Genomic DNA, 26,550 nt, shown 5'->3' with positions numbered 1-26,550 from the left:
AAATACAATTTGCAATTATATTTTTTTAGAACAATTTTATAACTTTGCACGTTCTGTACTAAATAGAAAGTACCGAAGGTTTATTAAATAAATGAGACAACTCAAAATAACGCAATCCATTACCAATCGCGAGTCACAATCGCTGGACAAATATCTTCACGAGATTGGTAAAGTTGATCTGATAACTGCCGAAGAAGAAGTAATATTAGCTCAAAAAATACGCGAGGGCGACCAGGCAGCTTTGGAACGATTGACCAAAACTAACTTACGCTTTGTGGTGTCTGTTGCTAAACAATATCAAAATCAGGGTTTAACGCTCGGCGATTTGATTAACGAGGGCAACCTTGGTTTGATCAAGGCCGCTAAACGTTTTGACGAAACCAAAGGTTTTAAATTCATCTCCTACGCGGTATGGTGGATCCGTCAGTCGATCCTGCAGGCTATTGCCGAGCAATCACGTATTGTGCGTTTACCACTGAACCAGGTGGGCTCATTGAGCAAGATCAGTAAAGCATTCTCCAAACTGGAGCAGGAATATGAGCGTGAACCTTCACCAGAAGAGTTGGCCGATATTCTGGAAACTACTGTCGATAAGATCTCTGACACGTTGAGCAACTCCGGTCGTCACGTATCTATGGATGCGCCATTTGTACAAGGCGAAGAAAACACCCTGCTTGACGTACTGGAAAATCAAGAGCCCAATACCGACTCCATCCTGATCAACGAATCGTTATCTGAAGAGATCAAACGGTCGCTCTCAACCTTAACAGAACGTGAACGCGAGATCATCGTGTTATTCTTCGGTTTAGGAACCAACCACCCACTTTCATTAGAAGAGATCGGTGAAAAATTTAATCTTACCCGTGAACGTGTACGTCAAATTAAGGACAAAGCATTACAACGTTTACGTCATACCTCCAGAAGCAAAATATTAAAATCATACCTGGGTTAATCTATAAACCCCAATCCTATTGAAAAGCCACCGGTGATCCTGGTGGCTTTTTTTGTTATTTACCTACCATAACTATCCTTTGACCAATCAAGCGCGAACGCGTATAATCATTATGGTTACATGATTAGTGCAACAATTATAGGTTTAAATGCGTCATCGATAATACTCAAACTTATTTACCTTTAATCAGATTCTTATGGCTTCACAATACAAAATACATGGCTTGAAAAACCTCCTTTTACTCATCTTCTTTTTTTATGCTCCATGTTCTTTTGCTCAATATAAAGACCAGTTATCACCAAAAGTCTCTGTCATCATCAATACCAATCTCGAAACCTATTTTTTTGCCGAAAAGCTTGCTGTTGAACACATCAACGATTATGTGTTTGATCAAAAAGGAGGCGATTACGCACATCAACCAATTGTTCATTATGGCTTTCTGCATTTTAATCGCTACGTAAATACTCCGGTTATATTAAGAATCGCAGATCTGCTTAAACAAATAAAGGACACTTATCATGATAATGGCTCTATTATGAACTATTTGCTAAATGAAAAAGAATTCCCCTCCAGAGGACATTTGTTTAAAGGTCTTCCAAACAACCCAAATCATCCCGAAACGTCAGTTTTATTTGCTGAACTTACCGATAGCTTGAACAGTTTTTATCATTTAGCCAAAGTAGGTGAGTTCCTTAAAGAGAATGCTCCATTTTATCAAGGTGCATTAAAAGAAGTGGAGAAAGACATAGATGTTCCTTCTTTTCCGGCTTTGGAAAAATGGTATGGTAAAAGGTTCCCGCAATATTGCATCTATTTAACACCTGCAATGCCAATTACCAAAGGCGAAGACAATTACCGTGGATTTGGCCCAAACATCCTCTCTTCCGAGGGCACTATTCCTGCTATGATCATGAGTTCTGACCAAATGTTGCTACCAGAACCTGGCTTGGCATCTTATAAACATTTCGGCTTTGATAACCCCGCGGTCACCCATTTTTTAACTAAACATGAAATTGGCCACTCTTTTGTCAATCCTGTCATTGAAAAGTATTCAGCCCAGCTTCAAAAAGACTCGGCCTTATTTACCCCCGAGCTTAAACAAATACTCGCCCCTCATTATATTAATAACTGGTATGTATGCGTGATAGAACACCTGGTACGGTTAGGCGAAATCCGCACGGCAGTATCTATGAAAGATTTGAAGGAAGCAGAACGCTTACGCAAGCTGCATATTTACAGTGAAAAATGCGTGTTAATTCCGCTGCTTGAAACTCAGATCAGGGGTTATGAACTTAATCGTAAGCAGTACCCTACTTTTGAGAGCTATGTTCCACAACTTATTTCTTATTTCCACTCATTAACGCCTGCTATAATTAATGAGCAGGTTAAAAAGTTCAATTGAAATGACAGTAGGAATTTTGAGCAATTGGAGACTCATTAACAGTAGAGAACATACATGGCCTCATACAAACAAACCAACATCTACCTGCGTTCTTAAACCATGCAATCCTCCCAGTATGAAAACCTTACAGCGGCACAGGCCATCGCCTATCAGCATGAATTGTGCAGGCAGATCGATCTTACACCACTGGATAAATCCATTAAAATTATTGGCGGTGCTGATATTTCATTCAACAAATACTCAGAGGTGGTTTACGCAGGTATCGTCCTGTTCAATTATCCGGAGTTGAAAGTTATCGGTACAGCAACAGCCATCAGTAAAACCAAATTCCCTTATATATCAGGCCTGCTCGCCTTTCGCGAAGTGCCCGCCCTGCTGGAAGCCTGGAACAAACTGGAAATAAAACCCGATCTGATGGTTTTGGACGGTCAGGGCATCGCTCATGAACGCCGAACCGGCATTGCTACACATTTCGGCCTTATTACCAATACACCATCCATAGGCAGTGCCAAAAGCCGCCTTACGGGGCGCTATGACGAGCCCGGTAACCATCCATTTGACCAAAGTTTCATGTATGATAAAGGCGAAGTGATTGGCATTGCCCTGCGCAGCAAAGCCAACTGTAATCCCATCTATATTTCGCCCGGGCATCGGGTGAGCATGGAGCAAAGCGTGGATATCATCAAAACCTGCATCCGGGGTTATCGCATCCCCGAACCTACACGCCAGGCACACCTGCTGGTAAATAAAATACGAATTGATGATGGCGACAACAATAATCGGCAGATTAATCTGTTTGATTAGCTGTTACCTATCTATTATCGCATTGAAACGTTTAGGCACTATTACCTTTCAGTTTTACTGGTTGCTCCTGCTGTATAATATAGCGTTCACCGTACTGGCGCTGTTTCTTTTAATTTTCAATGCGGGAACTATTAACCCCGGAGCAACTGTACTTTTATTAATACCTGCCAAAATTATAGGGTTCATGTGTGCATTAGTCCTTCATTATTTTTCGGCTAAAGAAAACTATTTCTATTTCCGCAATGCCGGCTATGGTATGAAGCGTATGTTCATCAGTGCTTTTGTCATTGATCTTTCTGTCTGTGTATTATTGATCATCTTATTCAAAATCATATTATATGCAGCCCTCCACCTTAAAGGTTGACAGCGTTCAGCTGGAATTTAATGGCAGGATGATCCTGCAGGATGTTTACCTCGACTGTAAGCAGGGTGAGATCGTTGGTCTGTTGGGCCGTAATGGTTGCGGAAAATCATCCCTGTTGCGTATCATATTTGGCATTTTGACACCTGGCTTTAAGTATGTAAGTATCAATGATCAGTACATAGCTAAAGGCTATCACCATACCTGGATAGCTTATCTGCCCCAGCACAATTATCTGCCCCACGGCATTTCGATAAAAAAACTGGCCAAAAATTTTATCGATCCCTTTTTCTGGGATGAGTTTAGCAGTTTGGATATATACAAGGATCATTTCAACAAAACCGTCGGGCAATTATCTGGTGGTGAACTGCGGCAGTTGGAAACCCTGATGATCATTTACAACAAAGCCGATTTTATCCTGCTTGACGAACCTTTCACACACATTTCGCCCATACAGGCCGCACAGTTCAAACCTATCATCAAAAGATGCGCCCAACACAAAGGTTTTATTATTACCGACCACCAATACCGCAATATTATTGATGTAAGTGACCGGATCATCCTCATCAGAGATGGCAGCACCAAACACGTTAAAAGCAAAGATGATCTGATCACCTGGGGTTACGTGAGTCATTTAGATTAGCGTTCTTAGAATAATTCAATTGCCGCACGGTGTCGACTCACCCCGCCTACGCTTCGCTGGGCGGCCCTCTCTCCCGCTTTGCGGCAAAGAGGGCTGGGAAATTCTTTTTCAAGTCCCTCTTTACACCGAAGGTGAAGAGAGGGATGTCGAGCGAGCGATGACAGGGTGAGTCGGCACAGCGCGACAATTTGATTTACATTCCCATGATTTAATATTCACATAATAAAAAAGTAATTTAGCTTCATTAGAATATCAATTATGACCATTCCCATATACCAGGCCGACGCGTTTACCGATAAATTATTTGGCGGCAATCCCGCGGCTATTTGTCCGCTTACCGAGTGGCTACCCGATGAGGTTATGCAAAAAATAGCCATCGAAAATAACCTGGCTGAAACCGCCTTTTTCGTGAAAACCGCTACCGGTTACAAACTGCGCTGGTTTACCCCCGAATATGAAATTGATCTTTGCGGCCATGCCACCCTGGCATCGGCACATATACTGTTTACTGAACTGGGCTTTGCGGGCGATACCCTGCAATTTGAAACCGTAAAAGCGGGCACATTAACCGTAAAAAAAGACGGCGATAAATACACCATGGATTTCCCGTCCAGGCCGCCTATACCCATTGAACAACCGATGGGATTGGCCGAAGCCCTTGGTGATAAGCAACCTGTAGCCTTTTTAAGGTCGAGGGATTATTTCCTGGTTTATGAAAGCGAGCAGGATATCAAAGATATTACTCCTGATTTTTTTGCCCTATCAAAAATGGACACCGTTGGCGTTATTGTAACCGCCCGCGGTGATAATGCCGATTTTGTATCGCGGTTCTTCGCACCCGGCGCAGGTATACCAGAAGATCCGGTAACAGGATCGGCACATTGCAACCTGATACCCTACTGGGCGAAAATATTGGGCAAGAACAGCCTGCACGCCTACCAGATCTCGGCCCGCAGAGGCGAACTCTGGTGCGAACTCAAAGGCGACCGCGTTCAAATGAGCGGCAAAGCGGTTACTTATCTAAAAGGCGAGATCAGGATTGTTCATTAGTTCATTAGTTCATTAGGAAAACTGAGTAACGCTGAAAAGTTTTAGTTTTTTCCTTCCCCGTCAGCAGAACAGCTTCGGGTGAAAGCGGGCAGAACAATGCTGGCCTGTGCGGTTGCAGGGACATAGCAAGTTTTTGCTGAAGCGTAGGAAAACGCGCGAACGAAGTAGGGCAAAATAATTGCAGTTCGTGGTTCTGTCCGGTTTGCTGGGTAAAGGCCATGAGCGGCAAAGAAGCATTTCTGCTGACTTGATCTTTGGTTACTTTGTATCAAGACAAAGTAACAGCCCCAGCGGCAATTGAGCGCTCTACGATATACTTATTCACCCTGTATAGCTTAGAGATTGCTTCGTACCTCGCAATGACGCAAGATAAACTAACCCGTCGGTTCGCGACTTCCGGTCTTCCCAACTTTCGGTCTACATCCTCAAAAAAAGTTTAATAAAATCATTTTTTTATGATTACTTTGAAGGTTCGATCTTTTATACGGACACAATAATATAAATGCAGCTTACCCGCTTAGAAATCAAGGGCTTTAAAAGTTTTGGAGATAAGATCACCATTAATTTTAATGAGGGTGTAACTGCTATTGTGGGGCCAAATGGCTGTGGAAAATCAAATGTGGTCGACTCCATACGCTGGGTTTTGGGCGAACAGAGCACCCGGATGCTCCGTTCCGAAAAGATGGACAACGTTATTTTTAACGGAACCAAGAGCCGGAAGTCGGCCAACCTGGCCGAGGTTTCCCTCACCTTTGATAATACAAAGAATGTACTGCCTACCGATTACTCGCAGGTTACCCTAACCCGCAAGCTTTACCGCACCGGCGAAAGCGAGTACCGCCTGAATGATGTACAGTGCCGCTTGAAAGATATTACCGATCTGTTCCTGGATACCGGTATCGGATCCGACTCCTACTCCATTATCGAGCTGCGGATGATCGACGAGATCATTACCAACAAGGAAGGCTCGCGCCGAAACCTGTTTGAAGAAGCATCAGGCATATCTAAATACAAGCTCCGCAAAAAGCAAACTTTTAGTAAGCTTAAAGACACCGAGGCCGACCTGGAACGCGTGGAAGACCTGCTGTTCGAGATCGAAAAGAACCTGAAATCGCTGGAGAACCAGGCAAAAAAAACCGAGCGCTATTACCGCATTAAGGAGCAGTATAAAACGCTCAGCATTATGCTGGCCTCGTTCCGCATTGTATCGTTCAGCGAATCGTTAAAGAAAATTGAAGACCAGGAGCAACAGCAAAAAGCCGAAAAAGGCGGTATTGTTGCCCAGATAGATACTTTGGAGGCTGCCCTGCAACAACAAAAGCTGGATAGTATCACCAAAGAAAAAAACCTGTCGGTTCAGCAAAAAACTACTAATGAGTTTGTATCCAAGATCCGCGCTTATGAGAGCGAGAAAAAGATCAAGAACGAGCAGCTTAAATTTCAGCAAGATAAAGAAGCTCGTTTAAGTGAAGAACTGGAACGCGATAAGAACCAACTGAACCACGTACTATACAACATCAAGCGCCTGAGCGAAGAGAAGGCTATCGAGGACGAGAACCTGCAGGCCATCCAAAGCAAGGTAACCGACCTCAAAGAGGCGGTTGATGAGCTGCGGCAGCAACAAACCGAGGCCCGTAACGAGCTCAATGAGCTCACCAATATAAATACCCGGTTACAAAATCAGGCGTACAAAGCCGAAAAGGATATTGATATTTTACAGATCCAGCAGCAGGCCCTGGAGCAGGAAAGCCAGCGCAATATGGAGGATACCACCAATAAGGAGGTTGAACTTTCGCATTTTAACCAGGTGGTTGCTGAGCTGCAAACCCGCAAGGAAACGCTTGATGATGAATACCAGTCATCGTTGGAGGCTGAAAATAAGTTAAAGGAGCAGATCACGGTAACGGAAACCGAACTTACCGAGATAAAGGATACCATTATTAAGGAAAGCCGCAAGCTGGACGCCAAGCAAAACGAATATAACCTCACCAAAAGTATGGTCGATAACCTGGAAGGTTTCCCGGAGTCGATCCGCTTTTTGAAAAAAAATACCGACTGGGCCAAAAACGCGCCGCTGTTTAGCGATGTACTGTTTTGCCGCGAGGAGTTCCGTGTAGCCATCGAAAACTATCTGGAACCACTGATGAACCATTATGTGGTTGAAAGTTATGACGAGGCTATAAAGGCCATCAATTTACTCAGCACCGCGTCAAGGGGAAGGGCGCATTTTTTTATCCTCGAAAATTACAGCGAAACCACACCAACCGAGCCCGCGTTTGAAAATGCCGGCGCGGTATCTGCTCTCAAGGTGATCGAGGTAGATAAACGCTACACCAACCTGTGTAACCATCTGCTTAAAAATGTGTACCTGGTTGATGACGATAAAGACCAGCAGATCAATAATGCACAGCTGCCCGAGGGCGTGGTATTGATTGGTAAAAGCGGCAAGTTCAACAAATCAAAATATACCATGGCCGGTGGCTCGGTAGGTTTGTTTGAGGGTAAAAGAATAGGCCGGGCTAAAAATCTCGAGAACCTGGCCAAGGAGATCAAAGGGATCGAGAACCAGGTGAATGGCTTAAAAACCCGCGTTGATGATCTGCAGAGCAAACTGGCCGCCCTCAAAGCATCTACCAAAACAGCGGAGTTGAATGAGCAGCAATTGATCATCAATCGCTTAAATACGGAGCTTATTACGGTTAAAACCCGGCAGGAGCAATACCAGACCTTTATTGAAAACAGTCTGAACCGCAAGGAGGATATCGCCCGTAAAATAGCCACTATTACCGAGGAGATGCAGAACCTACACCCCCTGCTGGCCGAACTTAAAACACAAAAACAGATCCAGAACGATCTGTTAGTCGAAAAGCAAGCCGCTTTTAATGAACTGAATGAGTATGTATCGGTACAATCAAATGCTTACAACCAGGAGAATATCCGCTTTCATCAGCAGCAAAATAAGGTATCCGGTTTAGTAAAAGATCTTGATTATCGCGATACTCAGCAGGAAAGCCTGGAAGCACGCATCAGGCAGAACAGCGCCGAATTTGAAAACGTAAAAATAGCCATACAGGAAAACCTGAAACAGGCCGACAATTCCGATGAAGGCCTGCTGGAAATGTATGAGCAAAAAGAAGCCCTGGAAAAAGCCACCCAACAGGCCGAACAGGAATATTACCAATGGCGCGGCGTTATTACCGAGAACGAGAATGAAATAACTGCCCTGCGTCGTAAAAAAGATAACAGCGAGGTTATTGAGAACGAGCTGCGGGAAGAGCGCAACAACCTGAAACTGGAACTGAACGCCCTGAAAGAGCGACTTTCGGTAGAGTTTAACATCGATATTGAGGACCTTCCCGAAACCGAGACCCCGGCTGACGAAAGCGAGCACGATCTACGCGAAAGAGCCGAAAAGCTGAAACGCCAGCTGGATGATTTTGGCGCCATCAACCCCATGGCGGTAGAAGCTTATAACGAAATGAATGAACGTTATACGTTCATCCAGGCGCAAAAAAAGGATCTGAGCGAAGCTAAGGCATCTTTACTGGCCACCATACAGGAGATTGATGATACCGCCAAAGAAAAGTTCATGACGGCCTTTATTATGGTTCGTGAAAACTTTATTAAGGTATTCCGCTCGTTGTTTAACGAAGAGGATTCCTGCGATCTGGTGCTTACCGACCCAGATCATCCGCTGGAATCTGACATCGATATTATTGCCAAGCCAAAAGGTAAACGTCCGCTGTCTATCAACCAGCTATCTGGTGGCGAAAAAACACTGACCGCAACGGCTATCCTGTTTTCGCTTTACCTGCTGAAGCCTGCCCCTTTCTGTATTTTTGATGAGGTTGACGCGCCGTTGGACGATACCAATATTGATAAATTCAATAATATCATCCGCACTTTCTCCAAAGATTCACAGTTCATCATCGTATCCCATAACAAAAGAACCATAGCCAGCACCGATGTAATTTACGGGGTGACTATGGTTGAACAAGGTATCTCACGCGTGGTTCCTGTTGACCTCCGGGAATTGGCCGATTAGGTTTTTAACTTACTTTTAGAAGGTATGCGCTGTTCGTATTCTCTGACTTCGAACGAATATGTCTGTAGTCTTCAGACCACAAGAAGCTTTTACCGCACAACATCTGAAATTCCCATACTCCAACCAAGACTATTGTCTTTAATAGGCTATTGATACCGAACAAATCTGTCATCGATTTAACATTTCTTAGTAATTATCCTGAAATGATGGAAACATTTCCAGATACCTCGGCTTTAACTTTATAGAACGATAACTTAAATTTCTGTTTATGAAAAAAATTGCAATTTATGGCTTTGGACGGATTGGCCGCCAATTGTTACGGATTGGACTCGACCGGAATCTTTTTGTTCCGTCTGCGGTTGCCGATGTGAAAGATCTGAAAACACTTACCGCCTTATTCAGCGTCGATACAAATTATGGACACTGGAAAGGCAAGGCAGCTTCAAATAATAATGGTTTTGTATTGAATGACCACGAAATAGCTTATGTGGATTCCGCGGCGGGTGTACCTGACTGGGAATCTTTAAACGTCGACTTGGTGGTGGATTGCTCAGGTCGCGCAACTAAAAGGGAAGGCGCGCAGGCCCATTTGGATAAAGGCGCAAAATATGTCCTGGTTAGCGCACCCAGCAAATCGCTGGCCGACTGCGATGCTGTTCTTTTGAAAGGCATTAACCTGGATCATTTCGATGCAGAAAAACATCATATCGTTAGCATGGGGAGTTGCACCACCAATGCACTGGCTGCACCAATCAAGGTTATACGCGAGGCATTCGGTATAGAATATGGCTTGTTCTCAACTGTTCACTCTTATACAAATTCTCAATCGTTAACCGATCAGCCCATGAAGGATCGTCGCGACTCCTGGGCAGCTGCGGAAAACATTATACCCTCTTCTTCAGGTGCGGCGAAAGCCCTCCAATTCATTTGGAATGATCTGAAGGTGACCGGCAAAGCCTACCGCGTTCCGACAAGAACAGGAAGTATTGCCGAATTGAATCTGATCACAACGAAGCCCTGTACCGTGGAAGAGGTAAATGATGCGTTTCGCAAAGCATCAGCCGAAGGAGAACTGCATGGAGTGCTGGATGTGCTCGAAGATGAATGGTCATCAGCAAGAGTAGTTGGAGACACCCACTCCGCTATAATGGACCTTCCATTGACAATCAAACAGGGAGATCTGCTCTCCATCGCCTCATGGTACGACAATGAATGGGGATTTAGCAACAGGCTGGCGGAAGTAACCCAATTTATTGCCTCGAAAATTTAAAAATGTTTAAATATAAGAAGGAGCAACCGATTTATTGGTTGCTCCTTCTCTGTATACCACAGCTCTTTTATTTCCTTCCTTTTAACGTCAGGAACATCGAGTTCTTACGGGACGACTGTTTGTTTACCGAAAGTACTCTCCGCTGATAATCGCTCATCGTTATGGCATTGGTAGCCAGGCTTTGAACCTTTAATGTGGTACTTGACGGATAAATTCCATTTTCAATATAACCCAGGGCGTTGGCCAATAAAGTTTCATTGGTATCACCAAAATCATTCTGAATATTTTCTAAGATCCTTTTACCCTGGAATGTTCCACCGCCTGATAAACTGCCTACAGGCGGCATACCGGTATAATAACCGCCTTCGCCATTTGAATTTTTTGTTTCAAACTCTGGTGTATAAAAATAATATCCGTTCACCTTAAGATCTGACAGAAAGCCTACTGGTTTACCAAAAGTGGTATCACCCACTAACTGAACATTCATTTTAGGCCTCAGATTATTGATGGTAAGCTCACTGGCCGATGCCGTATTACCTGTTACTAAAAAGAAAACGCGATTTACGTTTAAAGGCCCTTTTTTATCAAATTTTTCTATCTGTGCCGCATTAGTCGGCTTAAAATATCCGGCAGAAAACGGGCCTAATTTTTTTTGGATAATGGGGTATTTATCATTCTGCATATTGGCTGTCCAATAAGTAGTATTCATTACACTACCGGTTACGCTTGCCGGTGCTATAAGGTTGGTTAGGTAAACGCTCATATCTACATCACCCCCGCCGTTATAGCGTAGGTCGATGATCAGGTCGGTCACATTTTTATTCTTAAAAGCATTAAAAACAGAATCAAGTCTGGCCTGTACATCTGGATTTTTTTCCAAAGTTACAAAACTGTTAAACACCATATAGCCGGCTGTTTTACCACCACTAAGCGCATAGGTATTGGTATAAACAATTGGGTTAACCGTATAACTTTTGGCATTTATAGTAACCGTTTTCTCGGTACCGTTTGCCTTACGGATCTGAAGCGTTATGGTGCTGCCATTATTAACCGCGTTACTTACAAATTTGTAGCCCGCATCATTTGCCGGGTCTTTAAGATTAGTAATGTAGATACTATTACCTGTTTGGCCATTAATGCCAGTGATCTGATCGCTACGTTGCAATCCGGCCACAGCCGCCGGCGAACCCGGATAAACCAGGCTTACCCTGATCACATTAGCGTATGTATAAAAGTAATTGAAACCAAAATCACCTTTTACAGCATTTAACTCGCCGTTAATAGTACCATCATCAATAAATGAATATTTGGAGCTGCCCGGATTAAAAGGATCGTATTCATAAGGCAGGTTATGATCTGCAGCGTTTGCCGATAACTGGGTATAATGATCAATTTCGTCGCCAAAATTAAGCAGATCCGTGCTCTGCTTGGTATATTTCCTTGGATTAAAATCATTATAGGAAGGCAAAGAACTATTCCAGTAATAATCTTCCTGGGCTATCATATAAATGGAGTCCTGGGTAAGTTGAAACTTGGTATTATCGGTAGGTTTATTATTATCGGGACTGCTTTTTTTACATGCCGAAACAACAACCATTATGCAGGAAAAAAGTATTGGGTAAAATAATTTTTTCATATAGGATCAGTTTATTTAAATGCTTAACGCCATATAACCAACTATGTTACATTGGTTTTATAAAAATTTATCGATATTGATAGAATCTATTCCTACTACTTCGGCACACATCCGGTCAACTTCGGAGTTTTCGATCATCACAATATCCCTTCTCTGTAAATTATGGTCTTGCATAAGCAGGTGCAAAACGTCCGGTTCAGGTTTTAAGGCAGTTTCTTCGGCAAAATAGCAGGCCAGGTACTTTTCCAACCCATGCCATTCTGTTTGTTTAATTTTATTTATCTGCTGCGAAATGTGTCCGTTGGTTACGATAAACAGTTTTTTACGATCAACAACGATTTCCTGCATCAGCGTCAATATATTCTGATACAACAACAGCTTCAAAGGCAGCTTGGCCGTAACCAGCAGATTTTCAAATTTGTCCCTGTACTTTTCAGCAATCGGGAAAGCTTCGGCCACTTTATTAAAAACCGAATCTTTTCCTACGGATGTATACGTATCAACCATGATATCGGTTGTCTGTTTCGCGTCAACTAATTCGGTATATTCCAGTAAATTGGCAAACAGGTAATAAACCTGATATAAATAATCTTTTTCAGGATAAAGTACATTATCCAGTTCAAAAATAAAAGCGCTCTTGCGCCCGTCGATGTCCTTATAGTTCATTGGTTCATTAGTTCATTGGTCAGGATGCGGATAATCTTGCACATCCGCATATCTGCACATTCGCGCATTACTTCTCCACCACGATCTTTATATTGTACTCATTAAATAATGTCTCGACCTTTATTAACAGGTCAATTTCTGCCTGGCGAAACAGATAAACCGCTTCAACCCCCATATCCAGGCATAAGGTAAGCATTTCATGCGTATAACTTACTGATTTTGGATCGGGTAGGCGAATAAACTTACCCGGTTTCAGCATAAAATCGGGCAGGTCCATATGATCACCCATGACCACATTATCGCCGTTCAGCAGGTTTTTTAATTTATAAGCGGGTGCGGAGTTGGCCGCGGTTATCAGTATACTCACGTTTAAGCTAAGGTTGTTCGGCAATTAAACCATCTTTCATTAAAATTGTACGGTCGGACAGATTAGCCAGATCCTCGTTATGCGTTACGATCACAAAGGTTTGATTAAAATCTTTCCGTAGTTTGATGAACAATTCATGCAGTTCAAGCGCGTTTACCGAGTCGAGGTTGCCCGATGGCTCATCGGCAAATATCAAGGCCGGGTTATTGATAAGCGCGCGTGCTACGGCTACCCTTTGCTGTTCGCCGCCTGATAGTTCATTGGGTTTATGGTTCACCCTATCAGCCAAACCCAGGCGTTCCAGCAACTCCGTGGCCTTTTTTTCGGCGTCGGGACGCGAAAAGCCGGCTATAAACGCGGGAATACACACATTTTCTACAGCCGTAAACTCGGCCAGTAAATGATGAAACTGGAATATAAAGCCGATTTTACGGTTCCGAAAATCGCTCAACTGCCGGTTGCTTAGCTTACTTAGTTCAATATTATTGATAAACAACTGACCGGAATCGGGCCTGTCAAGCGTACCTAAAATATTAAGCAATGAACTTTTACCCGCGCCGGATGCGCCAACAATGGTTACAATTTCGCCTTGCTGTACATCCAGGTCAACCCCTTTTAATATTTGCAGCTGCCCGTATGATTTATGGATAGATGTAGCTTTAAGCATTTTACAAATGTAGAATTAGTATCAAGTAGTTAGTATCAAGTATCAAGATTTTTTACAAAGGAATTCAAATCTAACAACTGATATATAGAAAAACGGTCGGGATACTTGATACTAACTACTTGATACTTCCCCCTATTGTAAAGACAATGTTAATAAAAGTATTAAGGGTAAATAAACTCCATTTAGGGTATTAACCTTTCAAACAAAATTGTAGCTTTACCGCAAATTCTTCAAAAAACATGAATATTCACGAATATCAGGGTAAAGCTATATTAAAGAGCTTTGGCGTTAGAGTTCAGGAAGGCATTGTTGCCGACAATCCTGAAGAGGCTGTTGCGGCTGCGCAAAAAATGAAGGAAGACTTTGGGTCTGACTGGGTAGTTATAAAAGCACAAATACATGCCGGTGGCCGTGGAAAAGGCGGCGGCGTAAAAGTGGCCAAAAACCACGATCAGGTTAAAGAGATCGCCGGTAATATTATAGGTATGCAACTGGTTACTCCGCAAACCGGACCAGAAGGTAAAAAAGTAAAAAAGGTTTTAGTAGCACAGGATGTTTACTACCCGGGCGAAAGTGAAACAAAAGAGTTTTACATGAGCGTATTGCTTGATCGCGCTAAAGGCCGTAACATTATCATGTACAGCACCGAAGGTGGTATGGACATTGAAGAAGTTGCGCACTCAACCCCCGAATTAATATTTAAAGAAGAAATTGATCCTAAAGTTGGTCTGCAGCCATTCCAGGCGCGCAAAATCGCGTTTAACCTGGGTGTAAGCGGCGATGCTTTTAAGGATATGGTAAAATTCATCACCGCTTTATACAAAGCTTATGATGCTACCGATTCTTCACAATTTGAAATTAACCCGGTATTAAAAACATCTGACAATAAAATTTTAGCGGTTGATGCTAAGGTGAACCTGGATGATAACGCATTATACCGTCACCCGGATTACGCCGCTATGCGTGATACCGATGAGGAAGATCCAACAGAAGTAGAAGCCGGTAAATCAAACCTTAACTATGTAAAACTTGATGGCAACGTAGGTTGTATGGTTAATGGTGCCGGTTTAGCTATGGCTACTATGGACATCATTAAACTGGCCGGTGGTGAGCCTGCTAACTTTTTGGACGTAGGCGGTACCGCAAACGCGCAAACTGTTAAAGCTGGTTTTAACATCATCCTGAGCGACCCGAACGTAAAAGCTATCCTGATCAATATTTTTGGCGGTATAGTACGTTGCGACCGTGTGGCACAAGGTGTTATTGATGCTTATAAAGAAATTGGCAACATCCCTGTACCTATCATCGTTCGTTTGCAAGGCACCAACGCTGCCGAAGCCAAAGCACTGATCGATAATTCAGGTTTGAAAGTATACTCAGCTATCCTGTTAAAAGAAGCTGCCGAAAGAGTAAAAGAAGTATTGGCTTTGTAATTAAAGCTGACATTTAACATAAAAAAAGCGATGGGTTTACCTATCGCTTTTTTTATTTCCTGTTCCTAATAGAATAAAACAAGAAAACCTGCTTCTGGTAAAAAGCAGGTTTTTCTTTATGGTATTAATTTAGTTTTGTTCTATTCTATATCTCGAATGAGAAGTCATCATCGGCGCCGGCAGTTTTGGCCACTTCAGAGCCTTCGCTGTATTCGTAGCGTTTTTCAACTACTTCCTGATTCGCTTTGATATACTCAACGGTTTCTTTTAAACCTTCGGCAAATTTTTCGAAGTCTTCTTTGTATAAAAATATTTTGTGTTTAATAAAAACACCATCCTCCAAACGTTTTTTGCTTTCAGTTATTGTAACATAATAATCGTTTGAACGGGTTGCTTTCACATCAAAAAAATAAGTCCTCTTCCCGGCTCTCACCTTCTTTGAAAAAACCTCTTCTCGCTCTCTATTGTCAAAATCTCCCATAATGAATATACCTGTAATTAGTTTTGGTTGGCATAAATATAAATCAAAATTTGAAAGTGCAAGTATTTTATTCAATTTTATTGAACTTTTTGAAACATTTTCGTCATTTTATTGTGTTTACGCAAAAAAATCAGGCGTCTTGTTCTTCTTCCAGCAATTGTTTTTCGTACAACTCAAAGTAGGTGCCTTTCAATTGCATCAGGTGGTCGTGGTTGCCGTGTTCAATAATCCGGCCATTATCCATTACCAGAATTTTGTCGGCATTTTTAATGGTTGATATGCGGTGAGCTATAATAATACTGGTTTTGTTTTGCATTACCCTACCCAGGTTGTTTAATATCTCCTCCTCGGTACGGGTATCTACTGCCGAGAGGCAATCGTCAAAGATCAATATCTGCGGGTGCTTAAAAATTGCACGGGCTATGGATACACGCTGCTTTTGCCCGCCTGATAAAGTTACACCGCGCTCCCCTATCAGGGTTTCAAAACCCTGCTCCAGTTCTACGATATTATCATATACCGCGGCATCTTTAGCCGCCTGTTCTACCAATGGCAGATTAAGCACATCGGCGCTAAACGCGATGTTATTGGCAATGGTATCCGAAAACAGGAAAACCTCCTGCGGCACAAAGCCAACCTGCGAACGATAACTTTCCAGGTTCAGTTGTTTTACCGGGGCACCATCGATAGTAATTTCTCCGGCCGTAGTATCATACATGCGCATTACCAAATTGGCGATAGTTGATTTCCCGGACCCCGTACGACCGATAATAGCCACCATTTGCCCCGGCTCCACCGTAAACGACACATCTTTTAAAGCTTCTATGCCCGTATCGGGGTAGGTAAATGATACATTACTAAACGCGATGCCCCCTTCAACCGTACGCACCGGCACATCGGGAGATATGATCTCAGGCTTTTCATGCAAAAACTCGTTGATACGCTTTTGTGAGGCCGCAGCACGTTGAATTAATGATGTTACCCAACCCAGTGATATCACCGGCATAGAAAGCATGTTCAGGTATACAATAAACTCCGCTATGTTGCCAGAAGTAATATTTCCTTTCATCACCTCAACCCCTCCAACATAAATGGTGATCACGGTACTTAAACCCACCAGCAACAGCATAGCTGGATAAAACATAGCCTGTACCTTAACCAGGTCCATAGAGTGTGTCTTGTAGTTTTCGCTCTCAGCGGCAAAATTCTTACGTACAAAGCCCTCCCGCACGTACGATTTGATAACCCGGATACCCGAAAAATTCTCCTGCACAAAACTCGACAAGGCCGATAGCCGCTCCTGGATTTGCTCGCTGCGCTGATTGATCACATTATTTACATAATATATAACGCCCGCCAGTATGGGTAAAGGTAATACGGAAAGAATGGCCAGCCTTACATTCACGGTAAGCATGGCATATATCACCAATACAAACAGCACCACCGTATTAACGGTGTACATAATGCCTGGCCCCAGGTACATACGCACCCGGCTCACATCTTCGGTAACGCGGTTCATCAGATCGCCGGTATTGTGGCGGCGGTAAAAAGCCAGGGAAAGTTTTTGGTAATGATGATAGATCTCGTTCTTCAGATCATACTCGATATGCCGCGACATCAGGATAATAGTTTGCCGCATAAAAAACAGGAACAAACCGCGTAAAAGCGCCAGCACCAATACCAGCACACCAAAAAGCATCAGGCTGCTGCCAAAAATATCATAGATCATGTTTTGCCTGTTAAAACCGGCAAAAAGCTGGTAGGCTCCAATGTTTTCGGTCACCAGGTCAAACGCCACCCTGATCACCTGTGCCGGCAGCACCGCGAAAATGTTAGAGATGATCACAAACAGCACACCGGGTATCAGCCGCCAGCGATATTTGTAAAAGAATTTATTAAGGTAAGCAAGGTCTTTCATATTTATGTTGTCCGGATAGCCGGGAACCCCAAAAATCCGGAGGATATCGTTGCCAGATATCTTTCAATCAAAAGTATTAAAAAGTTGGCAGAGTGGATTAACCAGAAAGTCAGTTAAAAGTCTTAAAGTGATAAAATCGCAGCCCAAAACCTGCCGGGCTTATTACTTTGCCCACTTCCCCGCTAATAAACTTTGTCAGAATAAAAAAAACCTCTACTTTTGTCCACGCCTTAAAACATTTACTATCGTATAACTAATGCCCGTTCAACAACAACCGGAATCCATATTCAATCAGCTCGACGCCTTTGGCCACAAAAAAGTTGTATTCTGCAGCGATCCGGACACGGGTTTAAAAGCCATTATAGCTATTCATGATACTACGCTGGGCCCTGCATTTGGCAGTACCCGTATGTGGAGTTACAGAACCGAGGCTGATGCGTTAAACGATGTATTGCGCCTTTCAAAAAGCATGACCTATAAATGTGCCATCGCCGGTTTGAACATGGGCGGCGGTTACTCTGTAATTATAGGCGATTCGCGCAAGGACAAATCAGAAGCGCTCATGCGCAAGTTTGGCCGTTTCATCAAAAACCTGAATGGCGAGTTTATCACTTCCGAAGATGTAGGTACCAGCCCGCGCGATATGGAATACATCCGCATGGAAACCGAACACGTTACCGGTATACCAGAAAGCCTGGGTGGCAGCGGCGATCCATCGCCTGTGGCTGCGCAAGGTGTTTTTCAGGGCATCAAAGCTTGTGTAAAAGAACAATTCGGCAGCGATAGCCTTACCGGCAAATCGGTTATTGTGCAGGGCGTTGGCCATGTTGGTGAACACCTGGTACGTTTGCTTCGGGATGAAAATGTAAAAGTTTACGTGAGCGATATCCAGGAAGAGCGCATTGGCCAGATAGCCAAAAGATACGGTGCCGAAGCTGTATCAAATAATAGTATATTTGATATCGATGCCGATATTTACGCGCCATGCGCTTTGGGTGGTACTATCAATACACAAACCATCAATAAGCTCAAATGCAGCATTATAGCAGGCTCGGCCAATAACCAGCTGCTTGATGAAGCCGAACATGGCGCCATGCTTTTGGAAAAAGGAATATTGTTTGCGCCCGATTATGTGATTAACGCGGGAGGTATTATCAATTGCTATTCGGAGCTGATGAGTTTTAGCAAAAAACGCACCATGCAGCTTACCGAGAACATTTACGAGGTAACACGTAATATTTTAAAACTTTCTAAATCAGAAAACATTTCTACCGTAAATGCTGCCAATAAAATAGCAGAAAAACGGATAGCGGATATTAAAAAAGTAAAATCGTCTTATTAAAATCATACTTAACCATCCGCCAGCTGACGGATCAAATCGTTCTTACACATGTTAAACAGAAGGCACCTCCGGGTAAAGGTATTACAGGCACTCTACGCGTATCATCAGTCAGATACTAAAGACGTAAGGCTACACGAAAAAAACATGCTGCATGGCATTGACCAGGTATTTGAAATGTATATCTGGATGCTATCCTTAATTTCAGAAGTGGCGAATTACGCGGCTAATGATGCCGAAGAACGCGCCAATAAACATTTGCCAACCGCCGAAGACCTGAATGCTAATCGTAAAATATTGAGCAACAGGTTTATCGTTACCCTTAATGATAACCGCGATTACCTCATCGCTTTAAAAAAATACAAAGTAGAATGGCACTTTGAGCCCGAGCTGGCTAAAACGCTGTTCATCACGCTTAAAAATTCTCCGGAATACGCCGAATACCTGGCTAAAACCGACGACACTATCCATACAGATAAAGACATCATCAAATTCATTTTCAAAAAAGTGATCCTGAAATCGTCATTAGCCGAACAGGTTTTTGAAGATAAATTTATTTTTTGGCCGGTTGACCGCGATGTATTGCAGGCTTTGATCGCTAAAACATTCAAAAACTTTGCATCAGAAGATGCCAAGCAGAACCACCTGGCCGAAATTACCGGCAACTGGATAGAGGACCGCGATTTTGTGGTAACCCTTTTTGATCAAAGCATCAGGTTTGATAAGCCTTACCAGGAACTTATAGCCGCCAAAACCCAAAACTGGGAGCCTGAGCGTATTGCTATGATGGATACCCTGCTCATGAAAATGGCTATTACCGAGTTTATTAACTTCACCTCCATCCCGGTTAAAGTAACTATTAATGAGTACCTGGAGATCTCCAAAGAGTTTAGCACTCCTAAAAGTAATTCATTTATAAACGGTATCTTAGACAAGATTTTAATTGACCTGAAAGCCGAGCAAAAAATCAAAAAAATAGGACGAGGATTAATAGAATAATATTTTAACCGATGAAACGATTATTTTTAAGCTTATTAACCGCAGGCGTATTATCGGCCTGTAACCAAACACCCGCCAATAGCGCGGCAGCAACCACAGCCGACAGTTCTGCAACCAAAACAGCTGCTACTACGGCAAACGCCGCTACTGCCCCTGTTATGAAGTTTGAAAAAGAAAGCCATGATTTTGGCAAGATCAAACAGGGCGATAAAGTTGGTTATGATTTTAAGTTCACGAATGAAGGCAAATCGCCATTGATTATCACCGACGCGGTTGCCAGCTGCGGCTGTACCACTCCCGAGTGGCCTAAAACCCCAATTAAACCAGGCGAAAGCGGTTTAATTAAGGTGGTATTTAACAGCGCCGGTAAAACAGGTTTGCAGGATAAACAAATAACCATTACCGCCAATACCGTACCCGCCCAAACTATGGTACATTTGATTGGCGAGGTATTAACAAAATAACAATTAATTAAAAAAATGATAGCTACTATTTTATTACAGGCACCAGCAGGTGGTTCAAGTCAGTTCGGGATGTTGATACCAATGGTATTGATCATCGTGGTGTTTTACTTTTTCATGATCCGTCCGCAGGTTAAAAAGCAAAAAGATCAAAAGAAATATGTTGAGGAACTAAAAAAAGGCGATAAGGTAGTTACCACTGCCGGTATACATGGCCGTATCATTGATTTGAACGAGACTACTTTTTTAGTGGAAGTAGAGAACGGCAAAATCCGTTTTGACAAATCAGCCGTTTCTTTAGATGCCTCAAAAGCACTAAACACACCTCCGGCTGTAACAAAAAGCTAAAACTTTTTGTTGATAAAAGACAAATGGAACAAAGACAAAGGACCGAAAGTTCTTTACTGCTATAAAAAAGATAAAAGGGCGAAAGATAACTGGTATTTACCTTTATTCTTTCGCCTTTATCTTTTCATTCTGAATAATCTTTTGTCTTTTTATCTTTGCTCCTTAATCTAAAAGAATGGCAATAGTAAAATTATCGGCTACGGAACGCAGGCGGTTATCGGCATTTTTCACCTGCCTGGTGCTGGCTGTTTTGGCCTGGTTGTTTACTACGCTCTCTACTCCACAACCCTATACTATTCAGGAAGTACTTACTTATAAAAACGCGCCTCAAAAACGCGCTTTTCACTCCCTGCAGCCAGATACGGTGAACGCTACCGTACAGGGTACCGGCTGGCAAATGCTTTTTTCGAGCATGAATAAAGAAAGCAAGCCCATTACCATTGATCTTTCGACGCTGGAAAACCGTAATTACGTGGTGCTTAATTCTCAGCTCAAACAGATCAATCTTAACAAGGATATTACGCAGCAGATCATATCTATCGACCCGGATACACTGTATTTTGATTTTTCGAACCGTTTGGTAAAAAAGGTGCCGGTACAGCTGATGCTGGGCATCAAATATCGCAAGCAGTTCGCTATATCTGGCAATTTGATCATTAAACCTGCATACGTAACCGTAAGTGGCCCTACCGAACGTTTAAAACAAATAAACGTATGGAAAACAGATTCGCTGCTGAGAAATGATGTGGGCGAAACCGTGAATACCCGTGTAAACCTGCAAGCGGTTAAAGAAGGAAATTTAAATGTTTATCCCAAAACGGTACAGGTGATCATACCGGTTGATGAATTTACCGAAAAAACATTGGATCTGCCGGTTAAGCTCATCAACAATCATAATTACGATAATGTAAAAGTGTTTCCGCAACGGGTTAAGGTTACTTTTACCACCTCGCTGAGCAGGTATCCGGATATGAACGAGGACCTGTTTGAAGCTACAGCCGATCTTGACCTGTGGCGTGACCATGGCTATACTACCCTCCCGGTAAAGTTGACCCGGGTACCCCCGTTTTGTAAAATTGTAAAGGTGAGTCCAACTAATATTGATTTTATTATTAAAAAGTGATTTTGGGAATAAGGACTTTTGGAGCAAGGAGTAAGGACTTTCTTTGGAGTGTGGATTTGGGGAAAAGATTTTGGGACCAGTAATTATGGCGATATCGTATTTGAAAATGCTTTTATTTGCTTTTGTAGGGATTGGATTCTGGCAAGTAAATTCTCAAAATCATTATGCGCAGCTAAATTACATTGTTCAGCAATAATCAATTGTGTTTCTAATTCAAATGTGGAGCCTAAACTCATTGATAAAAAATGGCGGAAATCCTTTTCAGATTTTCTTGCTGATCCTTCGGCAATGTTTGAAGGAATAGAAACAGCCGCCCTGTATAACTGACTTGCAATTCCAAACTTATGCTCATTCGAAAATTTCTGGGTAAGCGAATAAATATCTTTTGCCAATTCAACAGAATCTATCCAAATTCTTAGTTGTCTGAAATTATGCATAAACTTATCCTATAAATTTATCTCAAGATACTCCTTTTACCAAACCATCCCAAGAATCATTGCTCCCGGCTCCAAAAATCCCCTACCTTTGCCCTAAATAAAAGTCTTTGCTCCTTGCTCCCCTTGTCCTTGCTCCAAAGAAAAATCCTTTATCTTTGCTCCAAAAATCCTTGCTCCCAAAACAAAAAAATGCTTAAAATAGGTTTAACAGGTAATATAGGTAGCGGTAAAACTACGGTAGCCAAAGTTTTTGAGCTTTTGGGTATACCCGTTTTTTATGCCGACGATGAGGCAAAAAAAGTAATGGTGACCGATGCCATATTAATTGATGCCTTAAAACAAACCTTTGGAGCCGCATCTTATTTTGATGATGGCAGCCTGAACCGTAAATATATTGCCGGTATAGTTTTTAATAACGAAGCCGAACTTAAAAAGCTAAACGCGCTGGTACATCCGGCAACTTTCAGGGCTTTTGATAACTGGATAGCCAGCATCCATGCGGCGCCTTATGTGATCAAAGAAGCCGCTTTGTTGTTTGAAAGTGCCTCCTATAAAATGTGCGACCGCAGCTTGCTTGTATCAGCCCCTTTAGAGAACCGCATAGCACGTGTTATACAGCGTGACCATATTTCACGTACGGAAGTGGAAAGCCGCGAAGCACGCCAGCTTACCGAAGAAAAAAAGAAACAACTGGCCAATGATGTGATCGTTAATGACGGCCGACAGCTGGTGATTCCGCAAATACTGACTCTACACCAGCAATATTTAGCCCTCGCCGCAGGTCAAGAATCAGGAACCAAGATTTTTGGAACAAAGAACAAGGATTTTTAGAACAAAGAGTAAAAATGAATGCACAACAAAAAATCCTTGCTCCTTACTCTGTAAATCCTTGCTCCATAAATCTTTGCTCCTTGCTCCAATGATACTTGATGATTTTGTACAAATAGATGAAAAGGGATTGTATTGTAAATACGGTGATTTTTATCTGGACCCAAAACTACCCGCCAAAACAGCGGTGATAACCCATGGCCATGCCGATCATGCGGTAAGCGGGAACTATGATGTTTATTGTACCCGTGCAACGGCCAGCGTTATGCAGCTGCGTTATGACCGTACCGCGGCTAAGGTTTTTAATATAGTAGGCTTTAATGAACCCTTTACTATTGGTAAGGTAACTATAACCCTGATACCGGCTGGTCACATGCTGGGTTCGGCCCAGGTATTGATGGAATATGAAGGCACCCGATACCTGTACACCGGCGACTATAAACTACAGCCTGATGATACCTGCGAACCTATTGAATGGGTAACCACCGATGTACTGATCACCGAAAGCACTTTTGCCGATCCTGAAGTGATACACCCCGACCCGGTTGCCGAAATACAGAAGATCAATTCCATCAAAACCAATATCCTGCTGGGTGCTTATGGCCTGGGGAAAAGTCAGCGGCTTATCAACCTCATCAGTACCCATGCACCTCAAAAAAAGATACTAGTGCATCACCGCATTATGCCTATCAACGCTATTTATCAAAAAATGGGTATTGTACTGGGACCGCATCAAATTTATGGCCGCAAGCTGATGAAGGTGCAAGATGAGTTTGTTTATATCGTTCCGCCGTTTACGTTTGATAGCTATATCAGGGCTACAGGTGTAACCCGACTTTTTGCCTCAGGCTGGAAAAACCTGCAGGTTAACCAGCGCGACACCTTATTTATATCAGACCACGTGGATTGGAACGATATCCTGGAAACCATAGCCCGCACTCAGCCCAAACAAATATGGACCCTCCATGGCGATGGCCGGCATTTAAAAGCGCATTTTAACAATGATATTTTTGTAAAACTGCTTTAAAGCAAAACGTTTACGATTACCAATTTTTTTAGTAAATTTGTATAAACGATAGCCCTAACGCTCTTTTTCAGAGGAGGCTGATTGTTGAACTAAGCATAAATACGATCAAAAAGAAGGGTAATATTTATATAAACTATCAACCAATTAGCAACTTTTTAAACTATCCAAAACACGTCAAAACCGTGTTGAAAATTGTTAAAATTGGCGCCTTTTGAGCGTTTTTAAACTATTTTTACCCCGTTTTTGAACCGAAAAATGTTAAAATTTAAGGTTTAAAAAGTTTTATCGCGGCAGCAAGTGTTAAAAATGGCATGGCTTGTTAAAGAGCTATGCTAAACAGCTTAAATAAATGTTACAGGAAGGGATAGATTATTACATCAATGAGGATGGCAATTTTGTTTTCACAAAAGAGTATCATTTAAAACGGGGCTATTGTTGTAAAAATAAATGCCTGCACTGCCCCTGGAATTATGGAAAAACAGATATTACTGATACTCAAAATGAATTAAATAAAAACGAGCTGTAATGAATAGTCCCCGGCATACGTATAGACTTAGCTCAAATTAAAAATAATTAAACATATTTACATTCTTATTGATTGTTACCAATTATGCGCATTGACGACGAAATACAAAGTTCAAACTTTGAAGATAACTATCATAAAGCGGTAATTAACATTGCGTATACAGCAAGTTGGTTAACCAACGCTTTCAAATGCAGCTTTGATAAATATAATATCACCCAACAACAATTTAATATCCTGCGGATATTAAGAGGACAGTATCCTAAACCAGCAACTATCAATCTGCTGAAAGAACGCATGGTTGATAAAATGTCGGATGCATCGCGTATTGTTGACCGATTGATCCAAAAGGAACTGGTTTCGCGTTGTACCAATAATAAAGACAGGCGCGCGGTTGATATCCGCATCAGCGAGCTGGGTTTACAAATTCTGGAAAAAATGGATAAGGAGTTTAAAACCAAAGATATGCTGAAAGATCATATGACCGAAGAGGAAGCCGCTATACTCAGCGACCTGCTGGATAAGCTGAGAGGGTAAGCCCCCTCTAAACGGCGAAGCCCTCATGTAATAATCTCCCCCTGAAGGGGAAACTTCAAAAACTTTATTTGTCATCCTGAGCGAAGCGAAGGATCTATTCGCGAACTTTGCATACTTTAAAACAGATTCTTCGCTCCGCTCAGAATGACAAGTACTAATAGTTGATCGTTATATTTTAAAAATGCCCTCTTATTTTATCAACTATCTCAGCATCATACAATGATCTTAATTGCTGATGAACCTCTGTTGATAAATGAGGCAGTTTTACCGCCTCTACATTGCTGTTAACCTGCGTTACTTTGGATGCCCCGGGTATTACAGTAGTAACCTCCGGATGATCCAAGATCCAACGAATGGCCCATTGCGGCATTCTGTCATCAGGAAACATGCTTTTTATTTTACCTGCTAATTTTACACCTTCGCTAAATTCAATGCCCGAGAATGTTTCACCGGCGTTAAACGCTTCGCCATTGGCATTATAATGACGATGATCGTTCTGGCTAAACTGGGTTTGTGTCGTGAACTTACCGGATAATAAACCACTGGCCAATGGTACGCGCGCAATGATAGCCACGCCTTTTTCAGCGGCTTTGGCAAACACCTCATCGGCTACATGCTGCCTAAACAGGTTAAAGATGATCTGTAACGAAGCCAAACCCTCCTGGTCCAGGCAGATCAGTGCTTCCTCGGATGTTTCCACACTGGCGCCGAAATGAGTAATGAGACCTTGTTCCTGTAACTGGCGCAGATGATCAAACACTTTCCCCGAGCGCATTTCTTCGGTAGGTATACAATGAAGCTGCTCCAGGAATATACGGGGGATATCCAGGTGGCGAAGCGAATCTTCTACCTGACGTTTCATGGCATCATAAGTAAAATTCTGGGGCCAGCCATTTGGGTCATCACCACGACGACCCAGCTTGGTGGCAACATATACTTTATGATCAACAATTTTTAAAAACTTGCCGATCACGGTTTCGCTAACCCCCATACCATATACATCGGCAGTATCCAAAAAGTTGCCGCCAGCATCGGTATAAGCTTTTAAAATATTGATGGCTTCATATTCGTTTACATTGCCCCAGTCTGCGCTGCCCAGTTGCCAGGTACCTAATCCAACTTCGGCAATGGCTGTGCCTTTAAAATCCCTGTAGTTCATCGTGTAGTTTGCTATGCTGTAAAAGTACAAAGCCGTTCGGATAAACAAAACGGCTTTGCAGATAGTATGATCGA

Annotated in this window: 25 protein-coding genes and 1 pseudogene; 18 read left to right on the top strand and 8 right to left on the bottom strand. The window is 42.5% G+C overall.

Features of this window, described 5'->3' with window-relative positions; all coding sequences use genetic code 11:
• Positions 1-91: 91 nt before the first annotated feature.
• The 8 genes from ACNURT_RS09230 (at position 92) to ACNURT_RS09195 (ending at position 10,527) form a co-directional block, all read left to right on the top strand.
• Entirely contained in the window at positions 92-952 is an 861-nt protein-coding gene (locus tag ACNURT_RS09230; protein ID WP_090466905.1) for a sigma-70 family RNA polymerase sigma factor, read from the top strand.
• Between the two features lie 196 nt (positions 953-1,148).
• The gene (locus ACNURT_RS09225) at positions 1,149-2,354 is read left to right on the top strand and encodes a DUF4932 domain-containing protein (protein WP_419701484.1); all 1,206 of its coding nucleotides are present in this window, start codon (positions 1,149-1,151) and stop codon (positions 2,352-2,354) included.
• 99 nt (positions 2,355-2,453) lie between these two features.
• Complete coding sequence (gene nfi, locus ACNURT_RS09220) at positions 2,454-3,158, top strand: deoxyribonuclease V (protein WP_419701483.1); 705 nt, start codon at positions 2,454-2,456, stop codon at positions 3,156-3,158.
• A gap of 22 nt (positions 3,159-3,180) precedes the next feature.
• Positions 3,181-3,522, top strand: coding sequence for a hypothetical protein (locus tag ACNURT_RS09215; protein WP_419701482.1), 342 nt, complete (start codon positions 3,181-3,183; stop codon positions 3,520-3,522).
• On the top strand, positions 3,497-4,162 hold the full coding sequence (locus ACNURT_RS09210; RefSeq protein ID WP_419701481.1) for an ATP-binding cassette domain-containing protein: 666 nt from the start codon (positions 3,497-3,499) through the stop codon (positions 4,160-4,162). Before ACNURT_RS09215 ends, ACNURT_RS09210 begins: the two co-directional genes overlap by 26 nt.
• A 258-nt stretch (positions 4,163-4,420) precedes the next feature.
• Positions 4,421-5,212, top strand: coding sequence for a PhzF family phenazine biosynthesis protein (locus tag ACNURT_RS09205; RefSeq protein ID WP_419701480.1), 792 nt, complete (start codon positions 4,421-4,423; stop codon positions 5,210-5,212).
• Between the two features lie 502 nt (positions 5,213-5,714).
• On the top strand, positions 5,715-9,257 hold the full coding sequence (gene smc, locus ACNURT_RS09200; protein WP_419701479.1) for a chromosome segregation protein SMC: 3,543 nt from the start codon (positions 5,715-5,717) through the stop codon (positions 9,255-9,257).
• Between the two features lie 268 nt (positions 9,258-9,525).
• On the top strand, positions 9,526-10,527 hold the full coding sequence (locus tag ACNURT_RS09195) for a type I glyceraldehyde-3-phosphate dehydrogenase (RefSeq protein ID WP_419701478.1): 1,002 nt from the start codon (positions 9,526-9,528) through the stop codon (positions 10,525-10,527).
• Positions 10,528-10,594: 67 nt separating this feature from the next.
• Here ACNURT_RS09195 and ACNURT_RS09190 read toward each other — a convergent pair whose 3' ends face one another.
• The 4 genes from ACNURT_RS09190 to ACNURT_RS09175 all read right to left on the bottom strand — a co-directional run bounded on the left by ACNURT_RS09190 (position 10,595) and on the right by ACNURT_RS09175 (position 13,863).
• On the bottom strand, positions 10,595-12,163 hold the full coding sequence (locus tag ACNURT_RS09190) for a S41 family peptidase (RefSeq protein ID WP_419701477.1): 1,569 nt from the start codon (positions 12,161-12,163) through the stop codon (positions 10,595-10,597).
• Between the two features lie 57 nt (positions 12,164-12,220).
• Positions 12,221-12,829, bottom strand: coding sequence for an HAD family hydrolase (locus ACNURT_RS09185; protein ID WP_419701476.1), 609 nt, complete (start codon positions 12,827-12,829; stop codon positions 12,221-12,223).
• Between the two features lie 67 nt (positions 12,830-12,896).
• Positions 12,897-13,196 carry a hypothetical protein gene (locus tag ACNURT_RS09180; RefSeq protein WP_419701475.1) on the bottom strand — a complete coding sequence of 100 codons (300 nt, stop codon included), beginning with the start codon at positions 13,194-13,196 and terminating at the stop codon, positions 12,897-12,899.
• A gap of 7 nt (positions 13,197-13,203) precedes the next feature.
• Positions 13,204-13,863, bottom strand: a complete 660-nt coding sequence (locus ACNURT_RS09175; RefSeq protein WP_419701474.1) for an ABC transporter ATP-binding protein — start codon at positions 13,861-13,863, stop codon at positions 13,204-13,206.
• 236 nt (positions 13,864-14,099) lie between these two features.
• Between ACNURT_RS09175 and sucC the strand changes: the two are divergent.
• Positions 14,100-15,296 (top strand): annotated as a pseudogene (gene sucC, locus ACNURT_RS09170) (ADP-forming succinate--CoA ligase subunit beta); the annotation flags it as partial.
• Positions 15,297-15,441: 145 nt separating this feature from the next.
• Here sucC and ACNURT_RS09165 read toward each other — a convergent pair.
• Complete coding sequence (locus ACNURT_RS09165; protein ID WP_370994814.1) at positions 15,442-15,777, bottom strand: DUF3276 family protein; 336 nt, start codon at positions 15,775-15,777, stop codon at positions 15,442-15,444.
• Between the two features lie 130 nt (positions 15,778-15,907).
• Positions 15,908-17,695: an ABC transporter ATP-binding protein gene (locus ACNURT_RS09160; RefSeq protein WP_419701473.1), complete on the bottom strand. Its 1,788-nt coding sequence runs from the start codon at positions 17,693-17,695 to the stop codon at positions 15,908-15,910.
• 256 nt (positions 17,696-17,951) lie between these two features.
• On the opposite strand from ACNURT_RS09160, the gene ACNURT_RS09155 reads away from it, so the two are divergent.
• The 5 genes from ACNURT_RS09155 (at position 17,952) to ACNURT_RS09135 (ending at position 21,965) form a co-directional block, all read left to right on the top strand.
• The gene (locus ACNURT_RS09155) at positions 17,952-19,037 is read left to right on the top strand and encodes a Glu/Leu/Phe/Val family dehydrogenase (protein ID WP_419701472.1); all 1,086 of its coding nucleotides are present in this window, start codon (positions 17,952-17,954) and stop codon (positions 19,035-19,037) included.
• A gap of 48 nt (positions 19,038-19,085) precedes the next feature.
• Positions 19,086-20,033 carry a transcription antitermination protein NusB gene (locus ACNURT_RS09150; RefSeq protein WP_370994718.1) on the top strand — a complete coding sequence of 316 codons (948 nt, stop codon included), beginning with the start codon at positions 19,086-19,088 and terminating at the stop codon, positions 20,031-20,033.
• A gap of 11 nt (positions 20,034-20,044) precedes the next feature.
• A complete protein-coding gene (locus ACNURT_RS09145; RefSeq protein ID WP_419701471.1) occupies positions 20,045-20,497 on the top strand; it encodes a DUF1573 domain-containing protein in 453 nt (150 codons plus the stop codon).
• Between the two features lie 15 nt (positions 20,498-20,512).
• Positions 20,513-20,842, top strand: a complete 330-nt coding sequence (yajC, locus tag ACNURT_RS09140; RefSeq protein ID WP_419701470.1) for a preprotein translocase subunit YajC — start codon at positions 20,513-20,515, stop codon at positions 20,840-20,842.
• 175 nt (positions 20,843-21,017) lie between these two features.
• Positions 21,018-21,965, top strand: coding sequence for a YbbR-like domain-containing protein (locus tag ACNURT_RS09135; RefSeq protein WP_419701469.1), 948 nt, complete (start codon positions 21,018-21,020; stop codon positions 21,963-21,965).
• A gap of 83 nt (positions 21,966-22,048) precedes the next feature.
• On the opposite strand, the gene ACNURT_RS09130 is transcribed toward ACNURT_RS09135, so the two are convergent.
• Complete coding sequence (locus ACNURT_RS09130; protein ID WP_419701468.1) at positions 22,049-22,402, bottom strand: four helix bundle protein; 354 nt, start codon at positions 22,400-22,402, stop codon at positions 22,049-22,051.
• A 189-nt stretch (positions 22,403-22,591) separates the two neighbouring features.
• On the opposite strand from ACNURT_RS09130, the gene coaE reads away from it, so the two are divergent.
• The 4 genes from coaE (at position 22,592) to ACNURT_RS09110 (ending at position 25,317) form a co-directional block, all read left to right on the top strand.
• Positions 22,592-23,233: a dephospho-CoA kinase gene (gene coaE / locus ACNURT_RS09125; RefSeq protein WP_419701467.1), complete on the top strand. Its 642-nt coding sequence runs from the start codon at positions 22,592-22,594 to the stop codon at positions 23,231-23,233.
• Between the two features lie 88 nt (positions 23,234-23,321).
• Positions 23,322-24,257 carry an MBL fold metallo-hydrolase gene (locus ACNURT_RS09120; RefSeq protein WP_419701466.1) on the top strand — a complete coding sequence of 312 codons (936 nt, stop codon included), beginning with the start codon at positions 23,322-23,324 and terminating at the stop codon, positions 24,255-24,257.
• A 349-nt stretch (positions 24,258-24,606) separates the two neighbouring features.
• Positions 24,607-24,783, top strand: coding sequence for a DUF5522 domain-containing protein (locus tag ACNURT_RS09115; protein WP_419701465.1), 177 nt, complete (start codon positions 24,607-24,609; stop codon positions 24,781-24,783).
• Between the two features lie 84 nt (positions 24,784-24,867).
• On the top strand, positions 24,868-25,317 hold the full coding sequence (locus tag ACNURT_RS09110; RefSeq protein WP_419701464.1) for a MarR family winged helix-turn-helix transcriptional regulator: 450 nt from the start codon (positions 24,868-24,870) through the stop codon (positions 25,315-25,317).
• 175 nt (positions 25,318-25,492) lie between these two features.
• Here ACNURT_RS09110 and ACNURT_RS09105 read toward each other — a convergent pair whose 3' ends face one another.
• Positions 25,493-26,476 carry an aldo/keto reductase gene (locus ACNURT_RS09105; RefSeq protein ID WP_419701463.1) on the bottom strand — a complete coding sequence of 328 codons (984 nt, stop codon included), beginning with the start codon at positions 26,474-26,476 and terminating at the stop codon, positions 25,493-25,495.
• Between the last annotated feature and the right edge of the window lie 74 nt (positions 26,477-26,550).

This window comes from Mucilaginibacter sp. NFX135 (genome assembly GCF_048565145.1).
Lineage (GTDB): Bacteria > Bacteroidota > Bacteroidia > Sphingobacteriales > Sphingobacteriaceae > Mucilaginibacter.
The sequence above is the reverse complement of the archived record's forward strand: the minus strand, read 5'-3'. Positions and strand labels throughout refer to the sequence as shown.